The 14434-nt window shown below is 41.0% G+C and carries 10 protein-coding genes and 2 tRNA genes; 4 read left to right on the top strand and 8 right to left on the bottom strand.

From position 1 onward, the window contains the following. Positions 1–27: 27 nt before the first annotated feature. The 6 genes from odhB to sdhC form a co-directional block, all read right to left on the bottom strand. On the bottom strand, positions 28–1242 hold the full coding sequence (gene odhB, locus FTT78_RS03440; RefSeq protein ID WP_004972191.1) for a 2-oxoglutarate dehydrogenase complex dihydrolipoyllysine-residue succinyltransferase: 1215 nt from the start codon (positions 1240–1242) through the stop codon (positions 28–30). 16 nt (positions 1243–1258) lie between these two features. Then, entirely contained in the window at positions 1259–4081 is a 2823-nt protein-coding gene (locus tag FTT78_RS03435; RefSeq protein ID WP_096901045.1) for a 2-oxoglutarate dehydrogenase E1 component, read from the bottom strand. Positions 4082–4964: 883 nt separating this feature from the next. After that, a complete protein-coding gene (locus FTT78_RS03430; RefSeq protein ID WP_004972196.1) occupies positions 4965–5675 on the bottom strand; it encodes a succinate dehydrogenase iron-sulfur subunit in 711 nt (236 codons plus the stop codon). A 14-nt stretch (positions 5676–5689) separates the two neighbouring features. Beyond that, positions 5690–7588 (bottom strand): FAD-binding protein, encoded by a 1899-nt coding sequence (locus FTT78_RS03425; RefSeq protein ID WP_004972199.1) that lies wholly within the window; start codon positions 7586–7588, stop codon positions 5690–5692. Positions 7589–7600: 12 nt separating this feature from the next. Then, positions 7601–7966, bottom strand: a complete 366-nt coding sequence (gene sdhD, locus FTT78_RS03420) for a succinate dehydrogenase, hydrophobic membrane anchor protein (RefSeq protein ID WP_096901012.1) — start codon at positions 7964–7966, stop codon at positions 7601–7603. Beyond that, positions 7966–8364 (bottom strand): succinate dehydrogenase, cytochrome b556 subunit, encoded by a 399-nt coding sequence (gene sdhC / locus FTT78_RS03415; protein ID WP_143228670.1) that lies wholly within the window; start codon positions 8362–8364, stop codon positions 7966–7968. Before sdhC ends, sdhD begins: the two co-directional genes overlap by 1 nt. Before the next feature lie 1154 nt (positions 8365–9518). Here sdhC and gltA point away from each other — a divergent pair. The 3 genes from gltA to FTT78_RS03400 all read left to right on the top strand — a co-directional run bounded on the left by gltA (position 9519) and on the right by FTT78_RS03400 (position 13486). Further along, positions 9519–10793: a citrate synthase gene (gene gltA, locus FTT78_RS03410; RefSeq protein ID WP_004972202.1), complete on the top strand. Its 1275-nt coding sequence runs from the start codon at positions 9519–9521 to the stop codon at positions 10791–10793. 196 nt (positions 10794–10989) lie between these two features. Further along, positions 10990–11505, top strand: a complete 516-nt coding sequence (locus tag FTT78_RS03405; RefSeq protein ID WP_004972203.1) for a hypothetical protein — start codon at positions 10990–10992, stop codon at positions 11503–11505. Between the two features lie 355 nt (positions 11506–11860). Continuing rightward, the gene (locus FTT78_RS03400) at positions 11861–13486 is read left to right on the top strand and encodes an NAD+ synthase (RefSeq protein WP_167845846.1); all 1626 of its coding nucleotides are present in this window, start codon (positions 11861–11863) and stop codon (positions 13484–13486) included. Between the two features lie 144 nt (positions 13487–13630). Here FTT78_RS03400 and FTT78_RS03395 read toward each other — a convergent pair. Further along, positions 13631–13707 (bottom strand) — tRNA-Met (locus tag FTT78_RS03395). A gap of 193 nt (positions 13708–13900) precedes the next feature. Between FTT78_RS03395 and FTT78_RS03390 the strand changes: the two genes are divergently transcribed. Next, a complete protein-coding gene (locus FTT78_RS03390; RefSeq protein WP_180043602.1) occupies positions 13901–14314 on the top strand; it encodes a hypothetical protein in 414 nt (137 codons plus the stop codon). A gap of 38 nt (positions 14315–14352) precedes the next feature. Here FTT78_RS03390 and FTT78_RS03385 read toward each other — a convergent pair. Further along, a tRNA-Met gene (locus tag FTT78_RS03385) sits at positions 14353–14429 on the bottom strand. Between the last annotated feature and the right edge of the window lie 5 nt (positions 14430–14434).

Here is a 14434-nt window from a genome sequence, read left to right as displayed (position 1 = left end):
CCAAGCCCACTGATTTATTCTTTAGAATTAAAGGTCAAGGATGAGTTTAGCTGGTTCTTCTAACAATTCTTTGATTGTTACAAGGAAACCTACAGCTTCTTTACCATCAATTAAACGGTGGTCATAAGAAAGCGCTAAATACATCATTGGCAAGATTTCTACTTGGCCATTAACCGCCATAGGACGCTCTTGGATTTTGTGCATACCCAAAATTGCAGTTTGTGGCGTATTTAGAATTGGAGTAGATAACAATGAACCGAAAGTACCACCGTTAGTAATGGTGAATGTACCGCCAGTCATATCTTCAATACCTAGCTTACCGTCACGTGCTTTATAAGCATAGTCACGAATACCGTTTTCTACTTCAGCGTAGTTCATACGGTCTGTATCACGTAATACAGGAACCACTAGACCACGGTCAGAAGAAACCGCTACACCGATGTCGTAGTAACCGTGATATACGATATCTTCACCATCAATAGAAGCGTTTACTGCTGGGTAACGTTTCAATGCTTCAGTTGCAGCTTTCACGAAGAAAGACATAAAGCCTAAACGTGCACCATGACGTTTTTCAAATGCGTCTTTGTATTGTGCACGCATTTCCATGATTGGCTTCATGTTCACTTCGTTGAATGTTGTCAACATTGCAGTTTCTTGAGTCGCTGCAAGTAAACGCTCTGCAACACGCTTACGTAAACGTGTCATAGGAACACGTTTCTCGATACGCTCACCTACCGCAACGCTTAATGGCGCAGCTGCAGCAGCAGGTTTAGCTTGATGATTTGCAACATCTTCTTTAGTGATACGACCACCACGACCTGTACCAGAAACGTCTGCAGCATTGATACCTGTTTCAGTCAACGCTTTACGTACTGCTGGTGCTTGGTCAGCAACTGGTTGTGCACGCTCAACAACTGGCGCAGCGCCTGCTTCAGTTTTCGCCGCAGCTTGCTCTACTTGTGCTTCAGACTGAACTGCTTGAGTTTGAGCAGCGCCAGAAACAGCACCCGCTTCAAATTGAGCAATTACTTCGTCAGAAAGAACGGTGTCGCCTTCGTTTTTGATGATTGCAGAGATTGTGCCATCAGCAGGAGCGACTACTTCCAAAACAACTTTATCGGTTTCAATATCACAGATCACTTCATCACGTGAAACTGCTTCACCTGGTTGTTTGTGCCAAGTTGCAATCGTACCGTCTGCAACTGACTCTGGAAATACCGGTGCTTTAATTTCGGTTGCCATTACTTCGAATCTCCTGTTATTCAGCTACGATCGCAAGCGCGTCATTGATGAGCTGAGCTTGTTGTTTTGCATGCAAATATGGTGAACCACACGCTGGTGCTGCAGATGCTTCACGACCCGCATAACTAATGCGAATCTGTTTACCAGTTTTCATTACGTCATCATATAAACGTGGCGCGATGAATAACCAAGCACCTTGGTTCTTCGGCTCTTCTTGAGTCCAAACTAATTCTTTTACGTTTGGATAAGAAGCAAGAACTTCAGCAAGACGTTGTTCTGGATATGGGTACAACTGTTCAATACGAACAATTGCAGTATTGTTCAATTCTAATTCACGACGCTTTTCAAGCAAGTCGTAATACACTTTACCACCACACAATACCAAACGCGTCACGTCTGATTTGTTGATGTTGTCAATTTCATCAATCACAGTCTGGAATGTACCAGTTGCAAGCTCATCAAGGTTAGATACTGCTAACTTGTGACGAAGTAAAGACTTCGGCGACATGATGATCATTGGCTTACGGATTGGACGAATCGCCTGACGACGTAAAGCGTGGAAAATCTGTGCAGGTGTTGTTGGTGTCATCACTTGCATGTTTTCTTCCGCACAAAGCTGTAAGAAACGCTCTAAACGTGCAGATGAGTGCTCAGGACCTTGACCTTCAAAACCGTGTGGAAGAAGCATCGTTAAACCACACACACGCTCCCACTTGGTTTCGCCAGATGAAATGAACTGGTCGATTACCACTTGAGCACAGTTGGCAAAGTCACCGAATTGTGCTTCCCAAATAATCAAGCTCTTTGGAAGGGTCGTCGCATAACCATATTCAAATGCCAATACTGCCATTTCAGACAATAATGAGTCGTAGATTGCAACGCGTGGTTGGTTCTCTTTGATGTGGCAAAGTGGAATATAAGTTTTACCATCGACTTGGTTATGCAGTTTTGCATGACGGTGCGAGAAAGTACCACGACCAACGTCTTCACCAGTCAAACGAACAAGGTAACCCTCATCCAACAAAGATGCGTAAGCTAAAGTTTCAGCTGCACCCCAGTTTAGTGGCATTTCACCTGTTTGCATTTTCAAGCGATCGTCAATCACTTTGGCAACTTGGCGCTGCATCACGAAACCTTCTGGAAGTTTACGCATGGTTTGACCAAGTTCTTTCAAACGCTCGATAGGGAAAGTTGTATCCCAAACGTCTGTATAGTCGTGACCCAAGTATGGCGACCAATCTACAAACATTTTGGTATTTGGCTCAAGTACCAATGCGTTCGCAACGTGATTACCCGCTTCTAAATCTGCGCGGTAATCTTCAATCATTTGATCTGCTGCTGCGCGATCCAACACACCTTCTTGCACCAATTGGTCAGCATACAAAGTACGTGTAGTGGTCTTTTTGTTGATCACTTGATACATCATTGGCTGAGTTGCTGCAGGTTCATCAGCTTCGTTGTGACCACGACGACGGTAGCAGAACAAATCAATCACAACGTCTTTACGGAATGTATGACGGAAATCGTGTGCCAATTGAGATACAAAAATCACCGCTTCAGGATCATCGCCATTCACGTGGAAAATTGGCGCCTGAATCATTTTTGCAATGTCAGTACAGTATTCAGTAGAACGTGCGTCACGTGGGTCAGATGTTGTGAAACCAACTTGGTTGTTAATCACAATGTGAACTGTACCACCTACAGTATAACCGCGAGTTTGTGACATTTGGAAGGTTTCTTGGTTAACACCTTGACCTGCAAATGCGGCATCACCGTGAACGATTAATGGCAATACATCATCACCACCAATGTCTTTACGACGTACTTGGCGCGCACGTACAGAACCCTCAACCACAGGTCCAACAATTTCTAAGTGCGATGGGTTAAACGCAAGTGCCAAGTGCACTTCACCACCCGGAGTCATCACGTTAGATGAGAAACCTTGGTGATATTTTACGTCGCCAGAACCTTTTTTATGCAAGCTCTTACCTTCGAACTCACCAAATAGGTCTGCAGGGTTTTTACCCATGATGTTCACAAGCAGGTTCAAACGACCACGGTGTGGCATGCCAATCACGACTTCTTTACAGCCAACAGCACCCGCACGTTGAATGATTTCATTCACCATAGGGATAAATGATTCACCGCCTTCTACACCAAAGCGTTTCGCACCAACGTATTTATTACCTAGATATTTTTCTAGACCCTCAGCTGCTGTTAAGCGTTCAAGAACGTGTTTCTTTTGATCTGCAGTAAATGTGAACTTACCACGTGCGCTTTCTAAGCGTTGTTGAATCCAGCGTCTTTCTTTGGTATCAACAATGTGCATGTATTCTGCACCAATTGAACCGCAGTAGATCGCCTGCATGGCATCAACCATTTCGCCTAGTGTTGCTTCAGACTTACCAATTTCCAAATTACCTGTATGGAAAACAGTATCTAAATCAGACTTGGTTAAACCATGTGCAGCAAGATCAAGATCTGGCACGTCTTCACGTTTTGCCAAACCTAGTGGATCTAATTTTGCTTTTTGGTGACCACGGTTACGGTAAGCAGCAATCAGTTGCAACACGCCAATTTGACGTTGTTCATGTTCAGAACTCACTGAACCTTGAACAATGGCTTGAACGCGATTTGAATTACGACCTAATAAAAGGAATTGCTCACGTACATTACTGTGTGGTTGATCACCCTTCGGGAATTTATCGAAATATTCGCGCCAATCAGCACCGACTGATTCCGGTGACGTCAAATAATGCTCGTAAAGTTCTTCAATATACGCTGCACTATCAGCGGAAAGTTCAGTGTCAAGACGCAGTGCGTCAGCAACTTCTTGCATTTGTGGACCCATTTCCTATTGCAAAAACATTTTCCAGGATGCTTTTTAAGCAAAACCCATGATTGATAATGTCAAATTGGTAACATGACATTAGTCCCCAGTTGACATATGTCATGAGGCGTTATCACTACATTAGGAAAACCCAATGTCATTTATGAATCATAACGCCCTCATTGGCATCATCACTCATTTATATACTCGACCCAAGCCGAGCAATTTTTTGCAAAATCGTTTTAGAAAAAATAAGTGCTCAGTCTTAGCTTTTCTAATACGACTTTTCTGCAATAGTCCTGATTTAATAACACATCATTTGCACTTAAAATGTTGATAAAATGTACGAAAATTCAACATTTTTCAGATATAGTCATTTGTTAATCGTAACATGATCTCAGAAATGCAATTGATTTTTTTGACACATACCTCCTATAAATTGGCGAAATACACTGATTCTATTTTCATCTAACATATGGTGCTTTATTTAAAAAACAGATGCAATTTAGACCAAAGTCCAACACCGCTATTTCAGATAAAATAAAAGAGAGCACATCTCTCAATCTGCCCTCTCACTTACACGTTACATGATAACATCTAAAAATAAATATTGCAGCTAAACTTGGCATTTGCCCATGCTTTACAACAAAATAGCAGCACTGGATTACAATTGTGTGCAACTTTAGTCGGCTAAATGCTGTTTTTGTCTATTTATCCAACAGTTATACCTAAAAAATATCAAATACTCACTTTTTAATCACTTCTTTGCATGCAACATTTTTCATTTATGTACTCATCAAAAACAAGCAACTTATCACACGACTTTTATCGTAATTTTGGCACAAAAAAAAGCACACCTAGGTGTGCTTTTTTCAACTGATCACGCAGTCTATTAGCCAGCCATATCTAAAAGCATGTTACGGATGTGACCGATTGCTTTAGTTGGGTTCAAGCCTTTAGGACATACAGATACACAGTTCATAATACCTTTACAACGGAACAAAGAGAATGGATCGTCAAGACGAGCCAAACGCTCTTGAGTTGCAGTATCACGCGAATCGATAATGAAACGATATGCATTCAACAACGCTGAAGGACCCAAGAACTTGTCTGGGTTCCACCAGAATGATGGGCATGAAGTTGAACAACATGCACAAAGAATACATTCATACAAACCATCAAGATGCTCACGCTCTTCTTGAGATTGTAAACGCTCTTTTGGTGGCGCAGGTTGGTTGTTGATCAAGAACGGATGAATCTTGTTATACTGATCGTAGAACTGATTCATGTCTACAACCAAGTCTTTAATTACAGGAAGACCCGGAAGTGGACGAATTGTGATCACTTCTGGTAAATCGTTTAGGTTCCAAAGACACGCTAAACCGTTTTTACCATTGATGTTTACACCATCAGAACCACAAATACCTTCACGACATGAACGACGGAATGTCAAAGATTCGTCTTGTACTTTCAATTCAAGAAGTGCATCAAGCAACATACGGTGCTTATCAGTCAATTCAAGCTTAAAAGTTTGCATGTACGGTGCTTTATCCTTATCAGGATCGTAGCGGTAGATATTAAATGTACGAGTACCTCTACTCATCTTACTTCTCCCAATTAGAATGTACGTGGTTTAGGTGGAATAGCAGCTACAGTAAGCGGCTTGTAACGTACTGGTTTGTACTCAAGACGGTTATCTGTAGAGAACCATAAAGTATGCTTCATCCACTCATCATCACGACGACCATAAGAATAAGTTGGGTGATCTGGTGGTAACTCAAAGTCTACAACCGTATGCGCACCACGACATTCTTTACGTGCAGCAGCTGAGATTAGTGTCGCTTTAGCAACTTCATACAAGTTTTCAACTTCTAATGCTTCTACACGTGCAGTGTTGAATACTTTAGATTTGTCTTTCAAATGAATGTTGCGAACACGTGGCTCAAGCGCAAGAATTTGTTTCACACCTTCATCAAGCAATGCTGAAGTACGGAATACACCTGCGTGGTCTTGAACGATGTTACGAATTGCATCAGCAACTTCTTGAGCGTTTTCACCTGAAGTCGATTCGTCAAGTTTACGAATACGGTTCACAGTATTTTCAAGTACAGTTGTTGGAAGTGGTTCGTACTCACCATCATGTTGCTTAGTCACATACTCAATGATGTGTTGACCAGCAGCCTTACCAAATACAACCAAGTCAAGCAATGAGTTTGTACCTAAACGGTTTGCACCGTGTACAGATACACATGAACACTCACCAATTGCATAGAAACCTTTTACTGGTTTAGCAAAGTCACGGTCACCCGCGTTGGTTGTATATGTATCAGTTTCTGCGTTGTAGTTCGCAACCAACTCTTGAGTTTCACGGCTTTCTGGAACAACCACTTGACCATGAATATTGGTTGGAATACCACCCATTTGGTAATGGATTGTAGGCACAACAGGAATTGGCTCTTTAGTACAGTCAACGTTCGCGAATTTCTTACCAATCTCAAATACAGATGGAAGACGCTTCATGATTGTGTCTGCACCTAAGTGCGTCATATCAAGCAAGATGTAGTCTTTGTTTGGACCACAACCACGACCTTCTTTAATTTCTTGGTCCATAGAACGTGATACGAAGTCACGTGGCGCCAAGTCTTTCAAAGTTGGTGCATAACGCTCCATGAACGGTTCGCCTGAATCGTTACGAAGGATACCACCCTCACCACGACAGCCTTCCGTTAACAATACGCCCGCGCCCGCAACACCTGTTGGGTGGAACTGCCAGAATTCCATATCTTGTAATGGAATACCTGCACGCGCAGCCATACCAAGACCGTCACCAGTGTTGATATATGCGTTTGTAGATGCACGGTACACACGACCTGCACCACCTGTAGCAAACAATGTCGCTTTCGCTTGGAATACTGCGATTTTACCTGTTTCTTGGTCAATTGCAGTCACACCTAGTACATCGCCAGCTTCGTTACGGATCAAATCAAGAGCAATCCATTCTACGAAGAATTGAGTGCCCATTTTCACGTTGCTTTGATAAAGCGTGTGAAGAAGTGCGTGACCTGTACGGTCAGCTGCAGCACATGCACGTGGAACTGCTTTTTCACCGTAGTTTGCAGAGTGACCACCGAATGGACGTTGGTAAATTGTACCGTCTGCGTTACGGTCAAATGGCATACCCAAGTGTTCTAATTCATAAACCACTTGTGGCGCTTCACGCGTCATGAATTCAATCGCGTCTTGGTCGCCCAACCAGTCAGAACCTTTTACTGTGTCATAAAAGTGGTAGTGCCAGTTATCTTCTTGCATATTACCAAGAGATGCACCAATACCACCTTGCGCTGCAACAGTGTGTGAACGTGTAGGGAATACTTTGGTCAATACCGCAACTTTCAAACCTGCTTGAGCAAGTTGGTAAGATGCACGCATACCTGAACCACCACCACCAACGATGACTGCGTCAAAGAATTGGTGTGGAATATTTGTATAATCTTCTTTAGGGTTAATCGCGCCCATGATATTTTCCTATCAATTCGCCCAGAAAATCTGGATTGCCCAGATTGCGTATGCAAAAACAGCAATAATCACTGCTGAAGTCAGCACTAGGCGTAAACCTGAAGCTGAAGGACCCATTTGACGAGTAGTCACATAGTCAGTGAATACTTGCCACATACCGATCCAAGCATGTGCAACAAGAGATAAGACTGCCAATAAAGACATAATCTTCATTGGTAATGTCATCATAAAGCCGTACCACTGTTCAAAGTTGAATCCACCGTTAAGAAGAATCCAACCAAATACCACAACGGTATAAACAGCAAGAACTACAGCACTAACACGTTGGATATACCAATCGCGAGAACCTGAACCCGTTAAACCTGTAGCACTTTTCATTAGATTACAATCCATACAAATGCTGCAACGATACCAATTGCAGACAAGATCAATGAAATAGTAGCTGCAATGCGACCGCTTTGCAGTTCTTCTGCAAAACCAAGGTCAGCAAGTAAGTGCTTAATACCAGCAATGAAGTGATAAATTAAGCCGGCTACAAATACCCATACGATAAAGCGTACAAAGAAACCGTTAAAAATTTCTTGAACTTGAGCAAAACCTTCAGGTGAAGACAATGACTTGTCTAACAACCATAAAAGTACCGGTACGAGTAAAAATACGATGACACCAGAAAGACGGTGTAGAATTGATGCAATAGCCACGGGCGATTTTAAGTTTACTTCTAAAACTTGACCCATGGACAAATTGACAGGTCTGTTGCTTTTCACAGCGGGCATCCTGTAAGTAAAAACTCCATCCGGAGTTTGTTGGAATAAATTCGAAGGAAAGCTGGCATTGTTAGGCAAATTCATGCCTAACCTTAAAACGACACTGAATTATAAAACGTCAACTGTTAAAATACAAACAACTCTACTCGGCTTTTTGGCTAAAAAACCCTTAAATAAGAATCATTAACAAGTATAAAGACAAACCAATTACCATCCACAACCACACAATCAAACATAAATCTATGTTTTTAAATAAATTATTAAAGTGAAAACTCTTGATGACACAATCAGTGGCTTTAGAATATTTAGACTAAAGATAAATTTGTACTTTGTTTTTCAGATGTTCTTCGGGTTTTCACATACTTATATATAAGTAGCAGCACTATATATGTGTGTACTCCACTGTTTGCAGCAATTTACAACCACAACACAAGACTCTTAGATCCAGACAGCCCATCACTTTGCTTTGGTCAAGGTACACCTGATCATGGATTAAACTTTAATGTCGGCACATACCTCAATCTATTTATACAACTTATATTTACTTTAAACACCACACCTAAATAAATATTAAAAATGATAATCATCATGCGAATGAATAACTTATCCAGTATTTTTTGTATCTGTATGGATAAATAACCGCGCTTTATTCACAAAGATTTCATCATTTCCCACTCAAAATATGATGGGTTATGGCTATTTTCAGGAGTTTAATCAGTCATTTTTTGATCAATCAATATCGAATTTAAATACCAGACTTACTGCCTATTACAAACAATCTGACCACCCTACCGTGTATGTAAAAACGTGTAAGTTATGAGAATTAGATAAATTTAAGTATTGGACTGAATCCTGCTAAAGAAATAGCACATCAAAACTAGTATTTAAAATTGCTTACAATTAATCCGTATTGATGATTTTTTTCTGCACATCCGACAAATTTTGACTTATGATACGGCGGCTGTGCTGTGATTTTATTGATTTTTTTACTGGAATTTTTTCGACTTTTTCTATAAATAGTCGTCTGCTTAATCCATAAGTATAATTGACAAAATTTCAGTACTCTCTAATCTTAGAGCTAATTTTTAATCCGTCTGACTTGCGCATTAAAAGATTGATACTTCGAGTCAGATCAACATTCACCAGGACAGGAGATCTATTGAATGTCTGAAGCAACTGGCAAAAAAGCCGTATTACAGCTTGATGGAAAAGAAATTGAATTACCAATTTACAGCGGCACATTAGGCCCAGATGTAATTGACGTTAAGGATGTGTTGGCGGCAGGTCACTTTACTTTTGATCCTGGTTTTATGGCAACAGCGTCTTGCGAGTCTAAAATTACGTTCATTGATGGTAACAAAGGTATTCTTTTACACCGTGGTTACCCAATTGACCAATTAGCGACTAAAGCTGACTACTTAGAAACTTGCTACTTATTATTAAATGGTGAGCTTCCAACTGCAGAACAAAAAGCTGATTTTGACGCTAAAGTTCGCAACCACACTATGGTTCACGACCAAGTAAAACGTTTCTATAACGGTTTCCGTCGTGACGCTCACCCTATGGCAATCATGGTAGGTGTTGTTGGTGCGTTATCTGCGTTCTATCACAACAACTTAGACATCGAAGATGTTAACCACCGTGAAATCACAGCGATTCGTTTAATCGCGAAGATTCCTACTTTAGCGGCTTGGAGCTACAAGTACACTGTTGGTCAACCATTTGTTTACCCACGTAACGACTTAAGCTACGCAGAAAACTTCTTGTACATGATGTTTGCTACACCAGCAGACCGTGATTACAAAGTAAACCCTGTTCACGCTCGCGCAATGGATCGTATTTTCACGCTTCACGCTGACCACGAACAAAACGCGTCTACTTCAACTGTACGTTTAGCTGGTTCTACTGGCGCTAACCCATACGCATGTATCTCTGCAGGTATTTCTGCACTTTGGGGTCCTGCTCACGGTGGTGCGAACGAAGCTGTTCTTAAGATGCTTGATGAAATCGGCTCTGTAGAACACGTTGCTGAGTTCATGGAAAAAGTGAAGACTAAAGAAGTTAAACTTATGGGCTTTGGTCACCGCGTTTATAAAAACCATGACCCACGTGCAACTGTAATGAAGCAAACTTGTGACGAAGTACTTAACGACTTAGGTATCAACGATCCACAACTCGCTCTTGCAATGGAACTTGAGCGTATTGCGTTATCTGATGAATACTTCATCAAGCGTAACTTATACCCTAACGTAGACTTCTACTCAGGTATCATCCTTAAAGCGATTGGTATCCCAACAGAAATGTTTACTGTAATTTTCGCACTTGCACGTACAGTTGGTTGGATCAGCCACTGGTTAGAAATGCACAGCGGCCCTTACAAAATCGGTCGTCCTCGTCAGCTTTACACTGGCCACACTCAACGCGACATCAACCGTTAATTCGGTCTGCGTTGTAGCGTGTAAAACGACACGACAAAAAAACCACCTTCGGGTGGTTTTTTTATTGCTTTTATTTAGCTCACCAAACTCATTTCTGTTTGGTTTGTCCTAAACCACAACCAAAACGTAAAATAAAATTTAGATCATTGCGGATTTAGGCTATATTTTTGATGTCTGTCACTTACGACTCATTTCCATGCTACAACTGCATTTATTCATTCTCAGCTTATTGATGCGACTGCTCAAACTAGATCAGTTTAGATGTCGAAGCCTAACTGCAATGGAAATACAGTTGTGCCAATCTGTGTTTGGCAATCTGATTGACTACAGCCAAGTCAAAGTCATGAACCATCCTTATTTGCCTTGGCAGCCACAGCACATTTTTATGGCCCCCTGTGGCTATATTCATGTGCGTAATCGGCATTATCTAGCCGACTACAGCCAAGCACACCGTGGCTATCAAGCGATCTTTATTCATGAGATGGCGCACATTTTACAGCATCAACATCACATCAATGTCTTACTGCGTGGTGCGGTATTGCAAACCGCGTATTTTTTGAGTTTTAAGCGTTACAATCCATATCATTATCGCTTAATTGAAGCGAAACCTTTTTTTGCTTACAACATTGAGCAACAAGGTGAAATTGCCAAAGATATTTTTCTTAAAAAAATAGACAATATTATTTTAAACAGCCCGCACCGCTCGACTTAGCTCACTCATCTTGGTACATGCTTATTTCACGAAAAACACATGCATCATACAACCTAAAAATATAATGCTTTTCAAATAAATAGCATAAAAATTCTGTCACATTTCAATGATATTCTTGCAGACAAGACAATAAAGTGTATTCGATGCTAGCATCTATTCTAAATTAAGATAAAATAGCAAAAGTCTCCATTTTTGCACTGCAAAATAAGATCTTTATCTGTTAGATAATAAATGGTTTTTATTTGTGCCTTTCGGCAGTCGTTTAATCCACAATACACTACGCTGAAATTTTTATAACAATAATCATCAGCCACTTACGTGTATTCTACACCTATAGGAATAGGACTTAATTTAAATGAAATCTTTTAAAATTGCCCTTGCACAGTTCTCTCCACACATTGGCAATCTCGAAGCAAACGCGCAAAAAATGCTTGAACAAGCAAATGAAGCGAAAAAACAACATGCAGATTTGATTATTTTTCCTGAACTTTCAATTTTGGGCTACCCTGCAGAAGATTTATTACTGCGCCCAAGCTTGAATCAACGCACACAACAAGCATTTGAACAATTACGTGAAATTAAAGATATTGTTTTAGTTTTCGGCTTTGTCAATGAAACTGAAGATGGTCAGCGCTTTAACTCGGCTGCCGTCATGAAAGATGGCAACATCTTAGGTATTTACAACAAGCAAAATTTACCAAATTATGCTGTATTTGATGAAAAACGCTATTTTGATGAAGGTCATCAACACTTAGTTTTTGAATACCTTGGTCATAAATTTGGCGTTTTGATTTGCGAAGATTTATGGTCTTTGCCAACCGTGCAGCAATTGGCACAGTTGAATGTAGAAACTGCATTGGTCTTGAACGCATCGCCTTATGAAGTGGGTAAACCGCAGCATCGTGTACAGACCATGACCGAACTGGCAAAACAATTACATCTCAATGTGGTGTATGTAAACCAAGTTGGCGGTCAAGATGATTTAATCTTCGATGGTACGAGCTTTGTGATTAACCAAGCAGGCAATGTTGCATTACAAGCCCCAACCTACCAAGAAGGTTTATTCTACGCAGAATATGACGCTGCACAGAAGCACTTTAAAACTGCCGAAATTAGCCCAGCTTTAGACACCCTTGCAGAAATCTATCAAGGTTTAGTATTAGCAACCCGTGACTATGTGCAACGCTCTGGCTTTCCAGGTGTAATTCTAGGCTTGTCGGGTGGAATTGATTCAGCACTTACCCTTGCCATTGCGGTTGATGCAATTGGTGCAGACAAGGTACAAGCGGTAATGATGCCGTACACTTATACTGCGCAAATTAGTGTGGAAGATGCTGCAGAACAAGCCAAAACTTTAGGCGTGACTTTTGGTATTGCTGAAATTCACCCGATCGTAAATAGCTTTATGCAAACGCTGTATCCTTTCTTTGGTAACAGCCCTAGCGACACCACAGAAGAAAATTTACAAGCTCGTGCACGCGGCACAATCTTAATGGGTCTGTCGAATAAGTTTGGTAACCTCGTGCTTTCTACAGGTAACAAATCTGAGTTAGCAGTTGGTTACTGCACGCTTTATGGCGATATGGTCGGTGGTTATGCGGTACTCAAAGATGTGTACAAAACCATTGTGTTTGAATTGGCAAAATACCGTAACAGCATCGCTGATACTCCTGTGATTCCTGAACGTGTGATTACCCGCCCACCTTCAGCAGAATTACGTCCAGACCAAAAAGACCAAGATTCTTTACCACCATACGAAGTGCTCGATGCGATTTTGTATGCGTATATTGAAGAAGATCAAAGCCAAGAAGATATCATTGGCAAAGGCTTTGAACGCGCGATGGTCGAGAAAGTCATTCAATTGGTTGATCGCAACGAGTACAAGCGTCGCCAAGGTGCATTAGGACCACGTATTAGTTCACGCGCTTTTGGTCGTGAACGTCGCTATCCGCTCGTCAATGGTTGGAAAGCAGGGATTTAACGCTAAAGCATTGCTTAAACAAAGATACAAAAAAACCAAGCCACGGCTTGGTTTTTTTGTACCTGCCATTAAACCAATGCTGCAAAAAGTAGCCTAAAATTTTGACATAAAAAAAGACCAAGCTGAGAGCTTAGTCTATAAAAATGGTGGCTATGACGGGACTTGAACCTGTGACCCCCGCATTATGAGTGCGGTGCTCTAACCAACTGAGCTACATAGCCATAAACTGTGTGCGCATTATCTAAACTTAGCCCTGCATCGTCAAGTATTTTAATTTACAAACGCTCACAGTTTAAGCAAAAACAGTGCAATTTGTTTAATTTTAATCAAATTACTATTTTCTTACGGAGATTCTTAAATATTTGCAGCAAAATCTATATCAAGTCACACAGAAAAAAGAGAATAAATTCAACCATGATCTTGAAGTCTATAATACTGAGTAGCCTTGTTGTTGGCTTAAGTTCCTGCGCTTTGGTTTCACCTATTTTTGTAGATTACAACGGTGTACGGCGTGATGTTGCGCAATTTATTAATTCTAAAATGAGTTATAGCATCGCAGACCGACGTGTCTTGGTTGCTTATGCCAAAGGGCAGCAAAAGATTTTAACGGCACATCAACTCAATGCTGCAGCGCAGCAACAACTGGCTTATGAGCGTGCTGTAGGGCGTTATTGTGCATCACAACACATTTCGATAAAAAAATTAAATCAGGTCGATGCCAAAATTTTTGCTCACTCTGATCAACAAGCCAATTGGCAACAGATTCAAAACCTACAAATGCAGATTCAACTAGATACAGCTCAAATAGATTGCACAAATAAATTTTAAACAAAAAAAGACCACGTTAGTGAACGTGGTCTGAAAAATGGTGGCTATGACGGGACTTGAACCTGTGACCCCCGCATTATGAGTGCGGTGCTCTAACCAACTGAGCTACATAGCCAAAAA

The sequence above is a fragment of the Acinetobacter sp. YH01011 genome, from assembly GCF_013420785.1.
Lineage (GTDB): Bacteria > Pseudomonadota > Gammaproteobacteria > Pseudomonadales > Moraxellaceae > Acinetobacter > Acinetobacter towneri.
The sequence above is the reverse complement of the archived record's forward strand: the minus strand, read 5'-3'. Positions and strand labels throughout refer to the sequence as shown.

Coding starts and splice junctions, on each gene's coding strand:
- odhB (WP_004972191.1), bottom strand. CDS start 1,242: ATGGCAACCGAAATTAAAGCACCGGTATTTCCAGAGTCAGTTGCAGAC.
- FTT78_RS03435 (WP_096901045.1), bottom strand. CDS start 4,081: ATGCAAGAAGTTGCTGACGCACTGCGTCTTGACACTGAACTTTCCGCT.
- FTT78_RS03430 (WP_004972196.1), bottom strand. CDS start 5,675: ATGAGTAGAGGTACTCGTACATTTAATATCTACCGCTACGATCCTGAT.
- FTT78_RS03425 (WP_004972199.1), bottom strand. CDS start 7,588: ATGGGCGCGATTAACCCTAAAGAAGATTATACAAATATTCCACACCAA.
- sdhD (WP_096901012.1), bottom strand. CDS start 7,966: ATGAAAAGTGCTACAGGTTTAACGGGTTCAGGTTCTCGCGATTGGTAT.
- sdhC (WP_143228670.1), bottom strand. CDS start 8,364: ATGCCCGCTGTGAAAAGCAACAGACCTGTCAATTTGTCCATGGGTCAA.
- gltA (WP_004972202.1), top strand. CDS start 9,519: ATGTCTGAAGCAACTGGCAAAAAAGCCGTATTACAGCTTGATGGAAAA.
- FTT78_RS03405 (WP_004972203.1), top strand. CDS start 10,990: ATGCTACAACTGCATTTATTCATTCTCAGCTTATTGATGCGACTGCTC.
- FTT78_RS03400 (WP_167845846.1), top strand. CDS start 11,861: ATGAAATCTTTTAAAATTGCCCTTGCACAGTTCTCTCCACACATTGGC.
- FTT78_RS03390 (WP_180043602.1), top strand. CDS start 13,901: ATGATCTTGAAGTCTATAATACTGAGTAGCCTTGTTGTTGGCTTAAGT.